The sequence below is a fragment of the Streptomyces sp. NPDC058619 genome (genome assembly GCF_042717785.1).
Classification (GTDB): domain Bacteria; phylum Actinomycetota; class Actinomycetes; order Streptomycetales; family Streptomycetaceae; genus Streptomyces.
Window position 1 is genome coordinate 1 of record NZ_JBHXQN010000017.1, and the last position, 16,665, is coordinate 16,665.

16 protein-coding genes and 1 pseudogene are annotated in these 16,665 nt (G+C 73.2%); 7 read left to right on the forward strand and 10 right to left on the reverse strand.

What is annotated here, in order from left to right:
• The first annotated feature begins 324 nt into the window (after positions 1–324).
• Positions 325–2,040 carry a methionine--tRNA ligase gene (gene metG / locus ACFWTC_RS18535; RefSeq protein WP_383918867.1) on the forward strand — a complete coding sequence of 572 codons (1,716 nt, stop codon included), beginning with the start codon at positions 325–327 and terminating at the stop codon, positions 2,038–2,040.
• 105 nt (positions 2,041–2,145) lie between these two features.
• On the opposite strand, the gene ACFWTC_RS18540 is transcribed toward metG, so the two are convergent.
• A complete protein-coding gene (locus ACFWTC_RS18540; RefSeq protein WP_383918865.1) occupies positions 2,146–2,271 on the reverse strand; it encodes a hypothetical protein in 126 nt (41 codons plus the stop codon).
• Positions 2,272–2,275: 4 nt separating this feature from the next.
• A complete protein-coding gene (locus tag ACFWTC_RS18545) occupies positions 2,276–3,664 on the reverse strand; it encodes a M20/M25/M40 family metallo-hydrolase (RefSeq protein WP_383918863.1) in 1,389 nt (462 codons plus the stop codon).
• Positions 3,665–3,968: 304 nt separating this feature from the next.
• Here ACFWTC_RS18545 and ACFWTC_RS18550 point away from each other — a divergent pair, with 304 nt between their 5' ends.
• Positions 3,969–4,931 carry a helix-turn-helix transcriptional regulator gene (locus ACFWTC_RS18550; protein WP_383918860.1) on the forward strand — a complete coding sequence of 321 codons (963 nt, stop codon included), beginning with the start codon at positions 3,969–3,971 and terminating at the stop codon, positions 4,929–4,931.
• A 46-nt stretch (positions 4,932–4,977) separates the two neighbouring features.
• Here ACFWTC_RS18550 and ACFWTC_RS18555 read toward each other — a convergent pair whose 3' ends face one another.
• From ACFWTC_RS18555 to ACFWTC_RS18565, 3 genes are all read right to left on the reverse strand, one after another.
• The gene (locus tag ACFWTC_RS18555; RefSeq protein ID WP_383918857.1) at positions 4,978–5,400 is read right to left on the reverse strand and encodes a DUF6003 family protein; all 423 of its coding nucleotides are present in this window, start codon (positions 5,398–5,400) and stop codon (positions 4,978–4,980) included.
• Between the two features lie 109 nt (positions 5,401–5,509).
• Positions 5,510–5,965 carry an ATP-binding protein gene (locus ACFWTC_RS18560; RefSeq protein WP_384029830.1) on the reverse strand — a complete coding sequence of 152 codons (456 nt, stop codon included), beginning with the start codon at positions 5,963–5,965 and terminating at the stop codon, positions 5,510–5,512.
• Between the two features lie 66 nt (positions 5,966–6,031).
• Positions 6,032–6,379, reverse strand: coding sequence for an STAS domain-containing protein (locus tag ACFWTC_RS18565; RefSeq protein ID WP_384029828.1), 348 nt, complete (start codon positions 6,377–6,379; stop codon positions 6,032–6,034).
• Between the two features lie 438 nt (positions 6,380–6,817).
• Between ACFWTC_RS18565 and ACFWTC_RS18570 the strand changes: the two genes are divergently transcribed.
• Positions 6,818–7,423 carry a hypothetical protein gene (locus ACFWTC_RS18570; RefSeq protein ID WP_383918848.1) on the forward strand — a complete coding sequence of 202 codons (606 nt, stop codon included), beginning with the start codon at positions 6,818–6,820 and terminating at the stop codon, positions 7,421–7,423.
• Between the two features lie 129 nt (positions 7,424–7,552).
• On the forward strand, positions 7,553–8,329 hold the full coding sequence (locus ACFWTC_RS18575; protein WP_383918845.1) for a hypothetical protein: 777 nt from the start codon (positions 7,553–7,555) through the stop codon (positions 8,327–8,329).
• An 80-nt stretch (positions 8,330–8,409) separates the two neighbouring features.
• Here the strand turns inward: ACFWTC_RS18575 and ACFWTC_RS18580 are convergent, their stop codons facing one another.
• From ACFWTC_RS18580 to ACFWTC_RS18590, 3 genes are all read right to left on the reverse strand, one after another.
• Positions 8,410–9,600: an MAB_1171c family putative transporter gene (locus ACFWTC_RS18580; RefSeq protein ID WP_384029826.1), complete on the reverse strand. Its 1,191-nt coding sequence runs from the start codon at positions 9,598–9,600 to the stop codon at positions 8,410–8,412.
• On the reverse strand, positions 9,597–10,154 hold the full coding sequence (locus ACFWTC_RS18585) for a toxin-antitoxin system, toxin component (RefSeq protein WP_383918839.1): 558 nt from the start codon (positions 10,152–10,154) through the stop codon (positions 9,597–9,599). The genes ACFWTC_RS18580 and ACFWTC_RS18585 overlap by 4 nt, the downstream gene beginning before the upstream one ends.
• Positions 10,155–10,218: 64 nt before the next feature.
• Positions 10,219–10,887, reverse strand: coding sequence for a helix-turn-helix domain-containing protein (locus ACFWTC_RS18590; protein WP_383918836.1), 669 nt, complete (start codon positions 10,885–10,887; stop codon positions 10,219–10,221).
• A 218-nt stretch (positions 10,888–11,105) separates the two neighbouring features.
• Here ACFWTC_RS18590 and ACFWTC_RS18595 point away from each other — a divergent pair, with 218 nt between their 5' ends.
• The 3 genes from ACFWTC_RS18595 (at position 11,106) to ACFWTC_RS18605 (ending at position 15,726) form a co-directional block, all read left to right on the forward strand.
• Positions 11,106–12,092 carry a helix-turn-helix domain-containing protein gene (locus ACFWTC_RS18595; protein WP_383918833.1) on the forward strand — a complete coding sequence of 329 codons (987 nt, stop codon included), beginning with the start codon at positions 11,106–11,108 and terminating at the stop codon, positions 12,090–12,092.
• Positions 12,093–12,212: 120 nt separating this feature from the next.
• Positions 12,213–13,568: a 6-phospho-beta-glucosidase gene (locus ACFWTC_RS18600; protein WP_383918831.1), complete on the forward strand. Its 1,356-nt coding sequence runs from the start codon at positions 12,213–12,215 to the stop codon at positions 13,566–13,568.
• 175 nt (positions 13,569–13,743) lie between these two features.
• On the forward strand, positions 13,744–15,726 hold the full coding sequence (locus tag ACFWTC_RS18605; RefSeq protein ID WP_383918905.1) for an MDR family MFS transporter: 1,983 nt from the start codon (positions 13,744–13,746) through the stop codon (positions 15,724–15,726).
• Between the two features lie 62 nt (positions 15,727–15,788).
• On the opposite strand, the gene ACFWTC_RS18610 is transcribed toward ACFWTC_RS18605, so the two are convergent.
• Positions 15,789–16,352 (reverse strand): NUDIX hydrolase, encoded by a 564-nt coding sequence (locus ACFWTC_RS18610; protein ID WP_383918828.1) that lies wholly within the window; start codon positions 16,350–16,352, stop codon positions 15,789–15,791.
• Positions 16,349–16,651: pseudogene (locus ACFWTC_RS18615) on the reverse strand (cupin domain-containing protein); the annotation flags it as partial. The pseudogene ACFWTC_RS18615 and the gene ACFWTC_RS18610, both read right to left, overlap by 4 nt.
• Positions 16,652–16,665: the final 14 nt, after the last annotated feature.

The window sequence follows — 16,665 nt, forward strand, 5'->3', positions numbered from 1 at the left end:
TCTGGCACAACGACAAAACCGATCAACCCATCAAACGGTCACTGACCGCCTACGATCACTGACCGCAACGACACCCCTTGGACTCATTCATCTAGCTTCGGGGAGGCCGGGACCGGGCTCCGCGACGGTCGGGGGCGCCGCCCCGCGGCTGTAGCATGGGCGCGATCGCGAGGGCCGTGACGGAGAGGTCACTGCCCTCGCTTTTGCGTTACGCCCACCCCGAACAAATGCGGCGCGTGGCCTTTCGGCGGTTCGATACGATGAACCGCCTTCACAGTCCGTGACGTCACGTCGTACCGCACAGAGGAAATGGAGCATCCGAGGATGGCTCGACACCTGATCACCAGCGCGCTTCCGTACATCAACGGGATCAAGCACCTGGGCAACATGGTCGGGTCGATGCTTCCGGCGGACGTGTACTCCCGGTACCTCCGCCAGCGCGGCCACGACGTCCTGTACATCTGCGCCACCGACGAGCACGGCACCCCCGCCGAGCTCGCCGCGAAGGAAGCCGGCGTCTCCGTCGCCGAGTTCTGCGCGCAGGCACACGACGCCCAGAAGGCGGTCTACGACGGCTTCGAGCTGTCCTTCGACTACTTCGGCCGCAGCTCCTCGCAGCAGAACGCCGAGATCACCCAGCACTTCGCGCGGCAGCTCCAGGCGAACGGCTTCATCGAGGAGCGCGCGATCCGGCAGGTGTACTCGCCCGCCGACGGCCGCTTCCTGCCGGACCGCTACGTCGAGGGCACCTGCCCGCACTGCGGCTACGACAAGGCCCGCGGCGACCAGTGCGAGAACTGCACCCGCGTCCTGGACCCCACGGACCTGATCGCGCCCCGTTCGGCGATCTCCGGCTCCACCGAGCTGGAAGTCCGCGAGACCACGCACCTCTTCCTCCTCCAGTCCAAGCTCCAGGTCGAGGTCGAGGCCTGGGTGGCGGAGCACGAGGAGGAGTGGCCGCAGCTGGCGTCCTCCATCGCCCGCAAGTGGCTGACCGAGGGCCTGCACGACCGCGCCATCACCCGCGACCTGGACTGGGGCGTCCCGGTCCCGGCCGACACGTGGCCCGAACTGGCCGCGGACGGCAAGGTCTTCTACGTCTGGTTCGACGCCCCGATCGAGTACATCGCCTCCACCAAGGAGTGGGCGGACGCCGACCCGGCGAACCGCGACTGGAAGTCCTGGTGGTACGAGGCCGAGGACGTCCGCTACACCCAGTTCATGGCCAAGGACAACGTCCCCTTCCACACCGTGATGTTCCCGGCCACCGAGCTGGGCACCCGCGAGCCCTGGAAGAAGGTCGACTACGTCAAGGCCTTCAACTGGCTGACGTACTACGGCGGCAAGTTCTCCACCTCGCAGAAGCGCGGCGTCTTCACCGACCACGCGCTGGAGATCCTCCCGGCCGACTACTGGCGCTACTTCCTCATCGCCAACGCCCCCGAGTCCGACGACTCGTCCTTCACGTGGGAGCACTTCACCGCCACGGTCAACAAGGACCTCGCCGACACCCTCGGCAACTTCGTCAACCGCGTCCTGTCCTTCTCCCGCAAGCGCTTCGGCGACGACGTCCCCGCGGGCAACGCGGCCGGCGAGGCCGAGACGAAGCTGGGCGGCCAGATCGCCGAGCTGCTGGCCGAGTACGAGGGCCACATGGAGACGCTCCAGTACCGCAAGGCCGCAGCCGCGCTGCGCGCCCTGTGGTCGGCCGGAAACTCCTACCTGGAGGAGAAGGCCCCCTGGCTGGAGATCAAGACCGACCCGGAGGGCGCGGCGCTGACCCTGCGCACCGCGATGAACCTCATCCACCTCTACTCGGTGGTCTCCGAGCCGTTCATCCCGGCCTCGGCGCGCGCCATGCGCTCGGCGTTCGCGCTCGCCGACGACACCGCGGCGTGGGTGACCCCGGAGCAGGCCCGGTCCCTGGACGCGGTCCCGGCCGGGACGCCGTTCACCGTACCGCCGGTGCTCTTCGCGAAGATCACCGAAGAGGACCTGGAGTCGTACCGGGAGCGCTTCGGCGGCTCCCCGGACGCCTGAGGCCCCACCCCGTGAGCCCGTGAGGGGCGCCGCGCCGGGAGTTCCCGGAGCGGCGCCCCTCCGGCGTACCCGGGCACGGCTGCCGGCCCGGCGGCGGGCCCGGCCTCAGAGGGTGGCGCCCGCCACCGGGAACCCGCAGATCAGCACGAACAGGATCGCCGGCAGCGGCCAGACGAACCGCAGGTACTTGTCGTAGCCGACCTTGGCCCGGGCGACGCCGCCGATGGTCACGTGGTCACCGGGCCCCTCCCGCGGAGCCGTGGCCCGCGGCGCGGTACTCCGCCGCGTACTCCCGGACGAAGGCGGCCAGCGCCACCACCGTGTTGCGCAGCTCGGACAGCAGCACCCGCTCGTTGGGGGCGTGCAGGTTGCACATGCTGTCCTGGGCCCCGAACAGCAGCACCTCGGCGTCCGGAGCCGCCCGCGCCAGGCCGTGCACCAGCGGGATGGAGCCCCCCGTGGCGACGTACGAGGCCGCCGTGCCCCAGGCCTCCTCGAGCGCGACGAGCGCGGCGCGGTAGGCCGCCCCGCCCCTACGGGCCTCGAAGCCGCGGCCGGTGTCGCCCGGGGTGACCGTGAGCGGGATGCCGAACGGCCGCTGCCGGCGTAGGTGGTCCACCAGCGCCGACCGCGCCTCGCGCGGGTCCTGCCGCGGGTGGAAGCGGAGGTTCAGCTTGGCCCGGGCGTACGGGACCACCGCCCAGGCGGCGCGGTCCACGCCCGGCGCGTCCAGGCCGATGACGGTGACGGCCGGACCGCTCCACAGCCGCTCGCCGAGCGAACCGGTCCCGAGGAGCGGCACGTGGTCCCGTACGGAGGCCAGCGCGCGGAACTCCGCCTCGGTGTACGTCGTCCCGTCCCACGGCTCGCGCCGCAGGCCGGGTACGGCCACGTCGCCGTCGGCGTCGTGCAGCGAGGCCAGGGCGCGCAGGAGGACCAGCAGCGCGTCGGGGGCGGCGCCGCCGAACTCGCCGCAGTGCCGCGGTTCGGTCAGGGTGCGCACCTCGACGGTGACCTCGCAGGCTCCGCGCAGGCCGGTGGTCAGGGTGGGGGTGCCGGGCCGCAGGTTGCCGAGGTCGGCGATGACCATGGCGTCGCAGGCGAAGCGGCCGGGGTCGGTGGGCGGGTAGTCGTCGAAGGGGCTGCCGTACTCCTCCTGCCCCTCGATCACGATCTTGATGCCGACCGGCGGGCGGCCCCCGTAGAGCCGGAGCATGCCCAGCTGGGCGATCACGTTCGACTTGTCGTCGGCGATGCCGCGGGCGCGCAGGCCGCCGGGGACGGGGGTCGGCTCGAAGGGCGGAGAGAGCCACAGGGCCGGGTTGCCGGCGGGCTGGACGTCGTAGTGCCCGTAGAGCAGGACGGTGGGGGCGTCCGGGTCCGGCGGCGGGATCTCGCCGTAGATCACCGGTGCGGTGTCGGGCAGGTCGATCCGCTCGATCGTGGGGACGCCCGCGTCGCGCAGCAGGGAGACGATCAGGTCGTGCGCCTCCAGGACGGGCTCGGGCGGGTAGCCGGGGAAGGCGACGGACGGGATCTCCGCCAGCCGCTCCAGATCGGCCCGCAGCCCGTCCATCAGCGCGTCGGCCCGGCCCGCCAGGCCGTCGCGACCGTCCGGTTCCATCCGCCACCGTCCCTCCGGCCGCCGGTCCCGGTCGCGGCCCTGGTCGATGGGGTCTCCGCCGGGTGCTCCCTCCGATCATGGGGCGGGCAGGGGAGGTGCGGCGTGACGGGCTGCGCCGGGCGAGTGAACCGGTATGAAAGGGGCATAACCCGAGGGTGGCTCCGCGAGCGGGGGTGGCCGCCCCTCGGCTGTCGCTACGGCCGCCCCTCCGGCCGCGTCCCCTCCGGCCGCGTCCGCCCGGCCGCTGCCGCCCGTGATCGCCTCTGATCGCCCGTGACCGGGGTCCGACCCTAGGATTGAAGGCATGAACCAGACAGGCCCCAAGGCAGAACTCGGCGACTTCCTGCGGTCCCGTCGCGGGCGGATCCGCCCCGAGGACGCGGGTCTGCGCTCCTTCGGGGGCCGCCGCCGGGTGCCGGGGCTGCGCCGGGAGGAGCTCGCCCAGCTGGCCGGCGTGAGCGTGGACTACTACACGCGCTTCGAACAGGGGCGCGCCGGCAACATCTCGGACACCGTGCTGGGCGCCGTCGCCTCCGCGCTGCGCCTGGACGCGGCGGAGACCGCGCACCTGACCCGCCTGGTCCGCACGGCGGGACGCAGGGACGGCACGGAGGCGGTCGCGGGGACGGCGGAGGAGCCGCAGGAGGTCCGGCCCGGTCTGCGCAGACTCCTGGAGTCGATGCCCGAGACCCCCGCCTTCGTCGTCGGCCGCCGCACCGACATCCTGGCCTGGAACCCGCTCTTCGCCACCCTCGTCAAGGACTTCGGCGCGCTGCCGCCCGAGCGCCGCAACAAGGCCTGGCTGCTCTTCCTGGACCCCGAGGTGCGCGGCCGGTTCGTGAACTGGGAGCGCAAGGCGCGCGACCTCGTGGCCTACCTCCGCTTCGACCTCGGACGGCACCCGCACGACCCGCGGTTCGCGGCGCTCATCGCGGAACTGGGCGAGCGCAGTCCGGAGTTCACCCGGCTGTGGGAGGAGCAGGAGGTCCGGGAGACGACCCACGGCGGCTACCACCTGCGCCACCCGCTGGTCGGCGAGTTCACCCTCGCCTACGAGAGCCTGAACCTCCCGGACGACCCCGACCAGAGCCTGATCACCTACACGGCGGAGGCCGGCTCGCCCTCCGAAGCGGCCCTGCGCATCCTCGCGCGCACCGCGGCCGGCGCGTCCGCCGAAGCAGCCGCGCACGGCGACTCCGCCCGGCATGCCCACTCCGCCGCGCCCGGCGCGGAGCATCCGCCCGTGCGCAGCGACAGCCGTACGTAGGCGCCTCACCGCCCGCGCGGCCCGCCGCCGCGCGGGCGGGTGGCGGTCACATGGTCAGGCGGCCGACGTCCTGCGGGTCCAGGCCGGTCAGCTGGACGATCCTCGATGCGGGGATGCCCGCCGTCACGGCCCGGTGGACGAGGCCCTCCCAGTCCTGGGTCGTGTCCCGGAACTGCAGGAGTTCCGTCTCCACGTCCGTGACGGCCCGGGGCGCGCACTCCTGCTCCACCCGCAGTGCCTCCTCCTCGCTCAGGGGCAGCGGCAGGCGCTCGGCGTCGCCGGGGACGAACGCCTCCGCTCCGGCGGGAAGGATCCGGACCTGCTCGGAGGAAGCGGCGACCCCGTGCGCCTGGAGCCAGCCCTGGACCGCCGGCGACTCGGCGCATTCCAGGGTGCCGACGGAGGCGAAGGCCGCCCCCAGTCGCGGATGCCGGTCGGGAAGGAGGAACAGGTATGCGTCATCGGCCATCGCGTGAGCCTTCCAAATCAGCCGTCAGAGGTGGCTGATGCTAGTGCCCGGGAAGCGGGGCGACCGCCACCCCCGGCCGGGTCCGGACGGGGCGGGCGTGCAGGTCAGGTCAGGTCAGGCGCAGCGTGGTGCCGATGGTCTTGCCGCCGGGGTGGCTGCTGATGTCGATGCGTTCGGTGAGCCGCTGGACCAGGGGCCACCCGTAGCCGCCCGGATGGTCGAGGCTGCCGGTGCGGGAGGCGGGGGCGCGGGGGTTCGCGTCGCTGACGGACAGGTGGAGGGCGTCGTCCGCGATCTCGGTGTGGAAGGCGGTGATGCCGCCGCCGTGGCGGATGGCGTTGGTGACGAGCTCCGACGTGACCAGCAGGGCGTCCGCGGCCATGATGCTGTCCAGGGCGATGCCCGCGCGGTGCAGCAGTTCACCCACCGTCGCGCGGGCCGCGGCAGCCGTGACCGGGGCCGCTGCCGTCGCCGGCGGGGCAGCCGTCACCGGGGCGGCCACGGACGGGTGGTCCCCGCCGCGGATGGATCCGCGGGTGTCGTCGGCTGCTGTGGGCGGGTTCATACCGTCATCGCCTGCCCCCGGTCATGAGGTCCATGCCGCCGGACCTCGGTTCGGAAGGGAAGCGGGTCACCATGTCATCGCGTCCTCCGGGGTGTCCGCGATGTGGAACGCGGCTCCGGTTCCGGTGACGTCGAACAGCCGGCGGACCGCCACCTGCAGCGGGCCGGCCAGGACGAGCGCCGTTCCCTTCGCGGTGTGGGCCCTGTGGGCGTCGAGCAGGGCGTGAAGGACAGAGGAGTCTGCGAAGCGCGTGCGGGACAGGTCGACCAGCGTGCGCGGGGCCCCGCTGGCCGCGGCCTCGGTGAGGACCTGGACGAGGAGGGGTGCGCTGTCCTGGTCGATGTCGCCCCGCAGGCGGACGACGGTCGTGCCTTCGTACGTGGTCGTGGTGACCACCGGTTCGTCTCCGATCACCCCGACATCTTCCTACACCGCGCACCGGGAGCCGTCCGGCGGGGCACGTCCCGGCAGGGGGCCGTGCCGGCCGGGCCGCCGTGCAGGGATCCCCGAACGACGAGCCCGCCCCCGAGCCCGCCCCCGAGCCCGCTCCGCCTGACGTACGTCGACACGGACGACACCGTGCACGTCGAGCTGCGCGGCGACCTCGACCACCACTGCGCCGACGGGCGCGGGCGGGTCCCCCCGGCGGGTTTCCCGCCGGGACGCCGCGGGACCGTCCGGACCCCGGTTGCGGGCCTTCCCGAGCCCCCTGTGGCGCGGTCCGCTGTCCGCCAGGCGGCGCATCCGGGCCTCGGAGACGGGATCTTGACCTGTCTGCCGCGTGTCGAACCGGGGCCGTGATCGTTTCTTCAGCCGTAACCCCTGCATCTGCTGCGGAATCGGGAGGACGCGGTGACCGCTTGGCAGTACCTCGCCGGGGCCGGCCTGGTGGCGGCCCTCTGCCCGCTGCACGGCCACGTGGCGGTCGCGGGCGACGGCCACGGCCGTGGCGCCCGCGTCGACCTGTGCGTGCCGGCCGGCCATCCGGAACGCCCCGAGCGGCCCGCCCAGACCGGCCGGCCCACCGTGCGGCCGTCCGGGACGCGGCCCGCCGCCCCGCCCCCGGTACGGGCCGCCGTGCCCGGCACCGGTCGGCCGACCGTGCACCACCCGGGGGAGGCCGCCCTCCCCGCGGCGCCGCCGGTGCCACCGGACCCGCCGGGCGCGCAGAGCCCACCGGAGCCGTACGCGGAGGCTGCGGCCGCGGATCCGAAGCCGCCGGAACCCGCACCGGGCGCCGCGCCCGCCTCCGTGCCGGTCCGGGCGGCGGCACCCGCTCCGCTCCGGGCGGGCGCCGTCGCACGGGTGAGCGCCTTCCACGTGCGCCCGTACCGCTCCGTGGCCCTGGAGCGGCGCGGCCCGGGCGGCCTCTCCCCCCTGATGCTCATGGTCGTCGTGACGACCCCGGCGGTCCTCGCGGCCGCCGCCCTGCGGCCGCGGTCCAAGGGCCGCGGCTGATCCGCCGCGCCCGGCGCGCCGCCGCCCCGTCCGCCGATCCGCCGATCCGCCGATCCGCCGGCCCACTGAACCACCGGTGTACTGAACCACCGGTCCACTGAACCACCGATCCACACCGGGAGAATCCACGTGTCCGAATGGCTGGTCCTGGCCATCGCCATGGCGCTCGTCTGCGCCGTCGTCCTCACCATCACCACGATCCGGCACCGCCGGGCCGCCGATGACGAGGACACCAGCGAAACCCCCGACGTCATCGAGTACATGACGATGATGGTGGGCGTGGTCTACGCGATCGTGCTCGGCCTCGCCATCGCGGGCGTCTGGGAGGCGCGCGGCGCCGCCGAGGACAGCGTCCGCCGCGAGGCCCAGTCGCTGTACGAGGTGACCCAGCGCGCCGACGTGTACCCGGCGCCGGTACGCGACCGGATCCGCGGCGAGGTGGGCGCGTACGTCTCCCACACCGTCGCGGTGGACTGGCCGCTGCTGGCGTCGGGCGAGGGCGCCTCCGCGGAGGGCGCCCGACTGCTCGGCAAGCTGCGCAGCGACGTGACCCACCAGAGCCCGGCCACCGAGCTCCAGGCACAGGCCTACCAGCCGCTGCTGGACCACATCGCGGCCGCCGACGACGCCCGGCACTCGCGGGCGCAGAGCGACGAGTCCACGCTCCCGGGCGTGGTGTGGTTCGGACTGCTGGTCGGCGGTGTGGTCACGGTGGGGCTGATCTTCACCCTGCAGATCCGCCGCTCGGGGCGGGAACTGCTGCTGGCCGGGCTGTTCAGCGCCCTGATCGTGTTCCTGCTGTTCATGGTGTGGAGCTTCGACGCCCCCTACGGCCGGGACGGGGTCGACTCCGCCGGGCCCTTCCAGGAGCTGTTCCCGACCCTGGCGGTGGCCGCCGCCCGCTGAACCGGCACGGGCTGAACCGCCGCCCGCCGCCCGCCGCCCGCCGGAGCGCCCGCTGCGCCCCGCCGGTCCGGCCGCTGCCGTCAGCCGAGTCCGGCGGCCGGCTGCGCCGTCCGCTGCCGCACCGCCTGGACCACCGGCGAGTGCCGCAGGGCGTGGGAGATCCGGAGCAGGTCGCGCGGCCCGTCGGAGGTGTCGAGCAGCGTCTCCTCGCCGGCCCCGGTGACCACGTTGCCCTCGGGGTCGGCGGACCGGGCCCGGACGGCCGCGGTGACCATGGCGGCGTCGGCGACCGCGCGGGCGGTCTCCTCGTCGGCGCCCTCCGCGGCGGCGCTCTCGTAGGCGCCGTCGCGCAGGTCCCGGTCGAAGTACGGTCCCAGGTTCAGGAAGCCGTCGTGGATGTCCGACTCGCGCTGGATGACCCGCAGTTCGGCCGCGGCCCACCAGGACATCTGGACGGAGGGGGTGCCGTCGGGTGCGGAGATCTGCACCTCGTGCCAGAGCGCGCCGAGCTCGCGGTACGTCGTCCAGGTCTGCCAGTTGTCCGACATCCGCTGGCAGACGAGCGGGACGACGAAGCCCAGCGCGCTGATCAGCGCGCCGATGGCGGCGAGCGGCGGGGCGACGTAGGTGCTCAGGTCGTCGAGGTTGTGGCCGAGCCAGCGGGCGACGACCGCGGACATCTTCGTGGCGTCGTAGGTGAGGTTGAAGATGTAGCCGGACACGATGATCATCAGACCGACCCGCAGCCAGCCGCGCACCTGGAGCGACCAGCGCCAGCACATGGCCACCATCACGACCGCGGCGACGTGGTGCGCCAGCAGGTACAGCCCGATCATCTGCCGCATGTACGGGGTGTTGGCGTAGTACGTGTCGAAGTCCCGAAGCCGCTCGACCGGGGCGTCCCCGAGGGCGAACAGCACGATCAGGGCCACGACGACGGTGCTGTAGCCGATGATCCAGCGCCGCGAGACCCGCCGGGTGCGCTCGGGCGGCCCGCCGCGCCAGTTGACGACCAGGACCAGGCAGGAGGCGCTGAAGGCGGTGATCAGGCAGTACACGAGAGGGGCCGAGACGTTGGTGATCCCGGTCCAACGGTTGACCGCCTCGATGGTCGGCGGGGCGGCGAAGGTGAAGACCGCGCCGGCGAGGGTCAGCAGGGCGCAGACCGAACGCAGCAGCGGATCGCGCCAGTTGTGCCGCAGGGCGGGCAGTTTGAAGGCGAGTGCGATCGCCATCGCGAATGCCGGTATGTAGTAGTCCTGGCCGTTCAACGGTCGTTCCTGTGCCCCCGGTATCCGAGCGAGGCCTCGATGCGGCCCGCCAACTGGTCACGCTGTGCCGGGGCCCGATGGCTGGCCGAACCGGCCAGCCAGGTCCGGCACCTGCTGCCCAACAGCAGGCCGAAGGTTTCCGCCTCGGTCTCCTCCTGGACATCGGCGCGCGTGCGCGCCGCGACGCGGCGAACGGTTTCGCCGATGTCGGCCTCGTCGGACAGCAGCCGGGCGGCGACGGCGGCGCCGTCGACGTGGTGGCTGCAATGGCCGGCCTTCATGTGCCACAACTCGTGGCCCAGGATGACCAGCTGGTGGTCGGGCGCGGTGCGTTCCTCGATGACCACGAGATCGCGGTCCGCCATGTCGAGCCACAGGCCGCTGGCCGTCCCCGGCGGGAACGAGGCCATCCGGAAGTCCACCCGGCGGCCGCGGTGTTTGCTCATGCCCTCGCAGAGGGCGGCGTAGAGGTCCACGGGTTCCACGGGGGCCGTGAGCCGGATGCCGGCCACCAGTTCCCCGCACAGCCGCCGCTGCTCTCTGCCTATGCTCACCGTTCTCCCCGTCGGCGCGGATCCGGATCAGGACTCAAGGATCAGACCCAGACTTTCGACTGGGTCACGATTCATTCGGTTTGACGCTTTCGAGGAGCATGTCCAGCCATTCGGTCACCTTGTCCCGGTGCTTGTCGCTGGGCAGTTGGGCGGCGCGCCAGGCGATGCCCCGCACGCCGTGGTTCTGGAGGAGTCTTGCCAGCGGATCGCCTGCCGAAGCGGCCGAGGCGGGTGATGTTTCCCGCGCGCGCCCCGCGAAGTCCTGGAGCAGCTGCTGTTCGGTGCGCTGGAGGGCGTCGGTGAGGGCGTCCGCGTCGTGCGCCGTGAGGAATCCGGCGTGCACCCCGAAGAAGCGCTGGATCGCGTCGCAGTGCTCCATCGTGGGGCGGCGGTCGCCGTTGATCAGGGCGCCGGCCTGCTGCCGGGACATGCCGGCGCCGTCGGCGATCTCCTGCTGCGTGTAGCGGCGGCCGTTGGGTTTGACCCGGGTGCGCCTCAGGAGGTCGAGGCGTTGGAGGAAGCGGGTCTGCAGGTCGGGTTCGCCGGCGGGCCTGCCGTCGAGCAGGATCCGGACCACGTCGGCGGGTACGCCGGACGCTTCGGAGAGTCGGCGCAGGTCGAATACCTGGTTCGCGTCGCGGCCCATTTTGCCCGCGAGTTCGGCAACGCGTGTGACGGTGGCGGCCAGGGGTGCGTGGGCCACCGCGACGGGAGCCGGGAAGCCGTCTGTCACCAGTGGTTCTCCTAGATCGCGCGAAGTCGGTTCGGGCACATGGTCGGCTTCTGGAATCTATCCGTTCTCGCCCCGAAGGGCTAGAACGTGCCACAGCTGTGGCGGGAATGAGCTGTCGCGAGGCTGGAATTGCCACGATAGTTGACACTCGAATGAAGTCGGTAGCAGGATCGCCACACGGAAATGAAGATCCAGACCGTGAGGAGGGGGAGCTCTCGGTGCTACGTCTCGCAGCGGTGGGCCCGTCCGATGGCCTCGCCCGAGCCGGTGAGGAGCGCCTGGCGGGCGAGGAGCCCGCACGCGGCGCCGTGCGGTCGGAGCGACGCAAGGAGATATTGCGCCAGCGTCGCGAGGAACTGGGCCTGAGCCAGGAGGACCTCGCCGCGCGGCTGCGCATCAGCGTTCGTGCGTACGGGAACTGGGAGCGCGGGCTGGTCAAGGAGTGGACGGACCGCAAACTGCTGGCCCTGGCCGAGGCGTTGGAGATGAGCGAGCGGCAGTGCTTCTGGCTCTTCCGCGTCATGGTCGACCGCGACCCGCCGCCCACGTGGCGCGCCGCGGAGGAGAACCGGCTGCCCGAGGATCCGGCGCAGCGCGACTACCTGTGCGACTACGCCGCACTCATGGAGTCCGTGCCCTACCCCAGCTTCCTGGTGGACCACCGCTGGGACGTCGCGCTCACCAACTCGGCCTTCGACCGGCTGTTCCAGACCGTACGGCCGCACCCGACGGCCCTGCCGGACGACAACTTCCTGCGCTTCGTGCTGTTCCACCCGGACGCCGCCGGGGTGCTGGAGGACCACGAACCGGCTTGGTGCGTGCCGCTGCTGGCCCGGTTCGCGACCGCGCTGGCCGCGACGCCGGACGACGAGGGGCTGCGCAGCATCCGCCAGGAAGTGGGCCGTGACCCGTTCATGGAGGCCGCCTACCGGTACGGCGTGCCGCACTGGCTGAGCACGCACGGGGCGGACGCCGCCGAACCGGACGGGGCGGTGCGCACCGTGCGCCACCCCGATCCCCGCCGGGGTCTCGTCCGCTGCCGGATGGTGGCCGAAACAAGCCGGATGCTCGACGCGATGGGGCTGACCCGGATCACGCTGATCCTGTCCGCCCCGCAGGGCGCGCCGGCCGGCCCGGTCCGGGCGAGCGGGCCCGCGCAGCAGCAGGGCGCGCGCCTGCGCGCCGTGCCGTCGCTCGGGCAGTAGCCGGCCCGGGCAGACTGGTGTCCCCGCGGCGCGTCCGCGCGGCGGGGATGCCACGGATCGTGGCACCGGCCGCTCCACGGCCGGCGCACGGTTCGGCCACGGGTGAAGGGCGGTTCGGACGTGCGGCTGACGATCCTCGGAGGAGGCGGGTTCCGGGTACCGCTCGTCTACGGCGCCCTGCTCGGCGACCACGCGGAGGGCCGGGTCACCCGCGTGACGCTCTACGACGACGACCCCGGGCGGCTCGCCGCCATGTCCCGCGTCCTCGCCGACCAGGCCGCGGCCGCCGGAGTACCGGACGCCCCGGCCGTCACCGCCACCCGCGACCTCGACGAGGCGCTGCGCGGCGCCGACTTCGTCTTCTCGGCCATCCGCGTCGGCGGCCTGGAGGGGCGCGCCGCGGACGAGCGGATCGCCCTGGCCGAGGGAGTGCTGGGCCAGGAGACGGTGGGCGCGGGCGGCATCGCGTACGGCCTGCGGACCGTGCCGGTGGCCCGGGAGATCGCGCGCAGGATCGCCCGCACCGCCCCCGAGGCGTGGGTCATCAACTTCACGAACCCGGCGGGGCTGGTCACCGAGGCCATGGCCGAGGAGCTCGGCGAGCGGGTCATCGGCATCTGCGACTCGCCCGTGGGCCTCGGCCGCCGGCTCGCCCGGCTGCTCGGCGCCGACCCGCAGGAGGCCTGGATCGACTACGTCGGCCTCAACCACCTCGGCTGGGTGCGCGGGCTGCGGGTCGCCGGCCGCGACGAACTGCCGCGGCTGCTGGCCGACACCGGGGCACTGGAGTCCTTCGAGGAGGGCCGGCTCTTCGGCGCCGAATGGCTGCGCTCCCTCGGCGCCGTCCCCAACGAGTACCTGCACTACTACTACTTCAACCGCGACACCGTACGGGCCTACCAGGAGGCCAAGCAGACCCGCGGCGCCTTCCTGCGCGACCAGCAGCACGGCTTCTACGCCGAGGCCGGCCGGACCGGGCAGCCCGCAGGAGCGGCGCTCGCCGCCTGGGACCGCACCAGGGCCGAGCGCGAGGCCACGTACATGGCCGAGAACCGCGAGGCGGCCGGCGTCGGCGAGCGCGACGAGGGCGACCTGGAGTCCGGCGGCTACGAGAAGGTCGCCCTCGCCCTCATGCGCGCCATCGCCCGCGACGAGCGCGCCACGCTCATCCTCAACGTCCGCAACGGCTCCACGCTCTGCGTCCTGGACGCCGAGGCCGTCATCGAGGTCCCCTGCCTGGTCGACGCGAACGGCGCCCACCCGGTCGGCGTCACCCCGCTGCCGCTCCACGGGGTCGGCCTGGTGACCGCGGTCAAGGCCGTCGAGCGGGAGGTCCTCGCGGCCGCGGCGAGCGGTTCGCGGGCGGCCGCCGTGAAGGCCTTCGCCCTGCACCCCCTCGTGGACTCCGTCGGGGTGGCCCGGCGGCTCGTGGACGGGTACGCCGCCGTCCACCCGGGCCTGGCCTACCTGCGCTGAGGCCCGCCGCGGGGGCGCGGCACCGGGCACCGCGGGACCTCACCCGTACGGCGGCTTGCCGCATGCGGGGCGCCGGGGCCGCTGTGAGAGTGCGAGAGTGACCACTGCCCCCGCCGCAGCCGCGGCGCCACCCGTGCCGGACCGGCGGCGGCGCAACGTCATCTTCGGCACGATCATGCTCGGCGTGCTGCTGGCGGCCCTCGACCAGACGATCGTCGGCACCGCCCTGCCCACGATCGTGGCGGACCTCGGCGGCGCGGCCCACATGTCGTGGGTGGTGACCGCCTACCTCCTCGCGGAGACCGTCGCGACGGTGCTGGTCGGCAAGTTCGGCGACCTCTTCGGCCGGAAACTGATCTTCCAGGTCTCCGCGGTCATCTTCATCACCGGCTCCTTCCTGTGCGGACTCGCCGGCAACATGACCCTGCTCATCCTGTGGCGGGGCCTGCAGGGCATCGGCGCCGGCGGGCTGATGGTCACCTCCATGGCGCTGATCGCCGACGTGGTCCCGCTGCGCGAACGCGGCAAGTACCAGGGCGCGATCGGCGCCGTCTTCGGCGTCGCGACCGTGATCGGACCGCTCCTCGGCGGGCTCTTCACCGACCACCTCAGCTGGCGCTGGTGCTTCTACGTCAACGTCCCCATCGCGATCCTCGTCGTGGTGGCGGCCGCCAAGACCATCCCGTCCGTGCGCGCGGCCGGACGGCCGGTGATCGACTACCTGGGCATCGCGCTCGTCGCGATCGGCTCCAGCGCCCTGATCCTGGCCACCAGTTGGGGCGGCAACGAGTACGCCTGGAGCTCGCCCGTCATCATCGGGCTGTTCGCGGGCGGCGCCCTCGCCCTCGCGCTGTTCTGCCTGGTCGAGACCCGCGCGGCCGAACCGATGCTGCCCATGCGGCTGTTCCGCAACCCCGTCTTCTCGGTCTGCTCGGTGCTCAGCTTCATCGTCGGCTTCGCGATGCTGGGCGCGATGATCTTCCTCCCCACATACCTCCAGTACGTGGACGGCGACTCGGCCACCGTCTCCGGCGTACGGACCCTGCCGCTGGTCATCGGCCTGCTGATCGCGTCCGTCTTCAGCGGTAACGTCGTGAGCAAGACCGGCCGGTACCGGATCTTCCCGATCGTGGGCAGCCTCGTCATGGGCGCCGGCCTCTACCTGTTGTCCCTGATGGGCCCGCAGACCGGCGTCTGGCTGGAATCGACGTACATGTTCGTCCTCGGCGTCGGGATCGGCCTGTCGATGCAGGTCCTCACGATCGCCGTGCAGAACACCGTCGACTACGCCGACCTCGGCACCGCCACCTCGGGCGTCACCTTCTTCCGCACCCTCGGCAGCGCCTTCGGGACCGCGGTGTTCGGCACGATCTACGCCAACACCCTGGAACCCGCGCTGGAGAAGGCCGTCGCGGAGGCGGCCCGCGCCACCGGGGCCGACCCCGCGCCGCTCGGCGCCGCCGCGCAGAGCCCGGAGGGCGTGCACGGCCTGGACCCGGCGGCCGCCGCCCCGGTCATCGGCGCGTACACGGAGGCCCTGCAGACGGTGTTCCTGTGGACGGTGCCGGTGGCGGCGATCGGATTCGTCGTGGCCCTCTTCCTCAAGCAGGTGCACCTGCGCGACAGCGCGCGGGCCGGATCCACCGACATGGGCGACGGCTTCGGATCGCCGGCCACGGCCTCCGGGGACTCCGCGAAGCTGCTGGAGCTGGCGGTCGGCAAGCTCGTACGGACCATGGGGCCGGACACGGCGCGCGGGATCGTCCACGCCTCCGACACCCGGCTCGACATGGCGGGCGCGTGGGCGGTCATGCAGGTCGACCTGATGACCCGGACGGTCGGGTACGCCAGTCTCGGCCTGATGGCGGGACGCCGGTCGCTGCCGCCGGAGGTGCTGCTCCCGGTCTTCGACCGGATGACGGAGGAGGGCTTCCTCAGCCGCGAGGGATCCTTCTTCACGCTCACGCCGGCCGGCCGGCGTGAGGCCGACGTCATCTCCGCGGCGTGGGCCGGCTGGCTCGGCGACCGGTTGGAGAAGGACCGGGGCCGGCCGCGGAGCGCGGAGCTGCGGGTGGCGGCGGACGCGATCGCGAAGCGGCTGCTGGCGGAGGACCTGGGGGACGGGAACTTCGCGCCGAGGGCGGCGCTGCGGGGGTAGCGGGGGCCGGGGCTCAGAGTTCGGGGTTCAGGGTTCCGGGTTCGGGCTTTCCGGGCCCGGGTTCAGGCCTGACCCGGGGTCTGCGCCCGGAGCGGGTAGTCGTACGCGGGTACGAGCGGCAGCGCCGTCAGCTCCGGCCGCCAGGTGCGCAGGACGGCCGCCGAGGGGGCGTAGAGGGCGGTGGGGATCGCGGCGGGGGCGAACCACCGCCAACGGACGATCTTGTCGGGCTCGGTGACGGCCGGGACGCCCCGGGCCGTCGTGGTCACGGCGGCGGCCGTCAGCCGGGTCGTGCCGGCCGCGTCGTCGATCCGGACCGCGAGCAGGCGCACCCCCTCGGGGGCCACGCGCAGGTCCGTCTCCTCGGCGAGCTCCCGGGCGGCCGCCTGCTCGAAGCCCTCTCCGGGGTCGACCTTGCCGCCCGGCAGCTCCCAGCGTCCGTCGTGCGCCTGGCCTAGCAGCACCCGGCCGTCCGCGGCGATCACGACCAGCCCGACGCCGACGACGGCGTTGGGCCGCGGGGCGGCACGCTCGGGGCGCGGCTGCCCGGGGCCCGGGGGGCCCGCGGGGGGCTCGGCGTGCTCGGCCGGCCCGGGGCGTGCGGGGTGCTCGTCGGCGGTGCTCATGGGCGTCCTTCCGTCGGGGTGGTGGGCCTGGCCCGGACGGGCATCCGCTCGCCCTGCGGACCGAAGAGGCTCAGGAACTCGGCGGGCTGCGGACCCGCGTTGAGGAACGCGTGCGGGGTGCGGGTGTCGAACTCGGCGGCCTCGGCGGGACCGAGGACGAGGTCGTGCTCGCCCAGCAGCAGCCGCAGGCGCCCGGACAGTACGTACAGCCACTCGTAGCCCTCGTGGACACCGAACTCGGGCTCCGGCGGCGGACCCCCGGTGGCCGGCAGGATCTGCTTGAACGCGTGCAACCCGCCCGCGAGCTCCCGGT

What these genes read in the sequence shown, in the direction of transcription:
- metG (WP_383918867.1), top strand. Translation starts at nt 325, where the DNA reads ATGGCTCGACACCTGATCACCAGCGCGCTTCCGTACATCAACGGGATC.
- ACFWTC_RS18545 (WP_383918863.1), bottom strand. Translation starts at nt 3,664, where the DNA reads ATGGAACCGGACGGTCGCGACGGCCTGGCGGGCCGGGCCGACGCGCTG.
- ACFWTC_RS18550 (WP_383918860.1), top strand. Translation starts at nt 3,969, where the DNA reads ATGAACCAGACAGGCCCCAAGGCAGAACTCGGCGACTTCCTGCGGTCC.
- ACFWTC_RS18555 (WP_383918857.1), bottom strand. Translation starts at nt 5,400, where the DNA reads ATGGCCGATGACGCATACCTGTTCCTCCTTCCCGACCGGCATCCGCGA.
- ACFWTC_RS18560 (WP_384029830.1), bottom strand. Translation starts at nt 5,965, where the DNA reads ATGAACCCGCCCACAGCAGCCGACGACACCCGCGGATCCATCCGCGGC.
- ACFWTC_RS18605 (WP_383918905.1), top strand. Translation starts at nt 13,744, where the DNA reads ATGCTCGGCGTGCTGCTGGCGGCCCTCGACCAGACGATCGTCGGCACC.
- ACFWTC_RS18610 (WP_383918828.1), bottom strand. Translation starts at nt 16,352, where the DNA reads ATGAGCACCGCCGACGAGCACCCCGCACGCCCCGGGCCGGCCGAGCAC.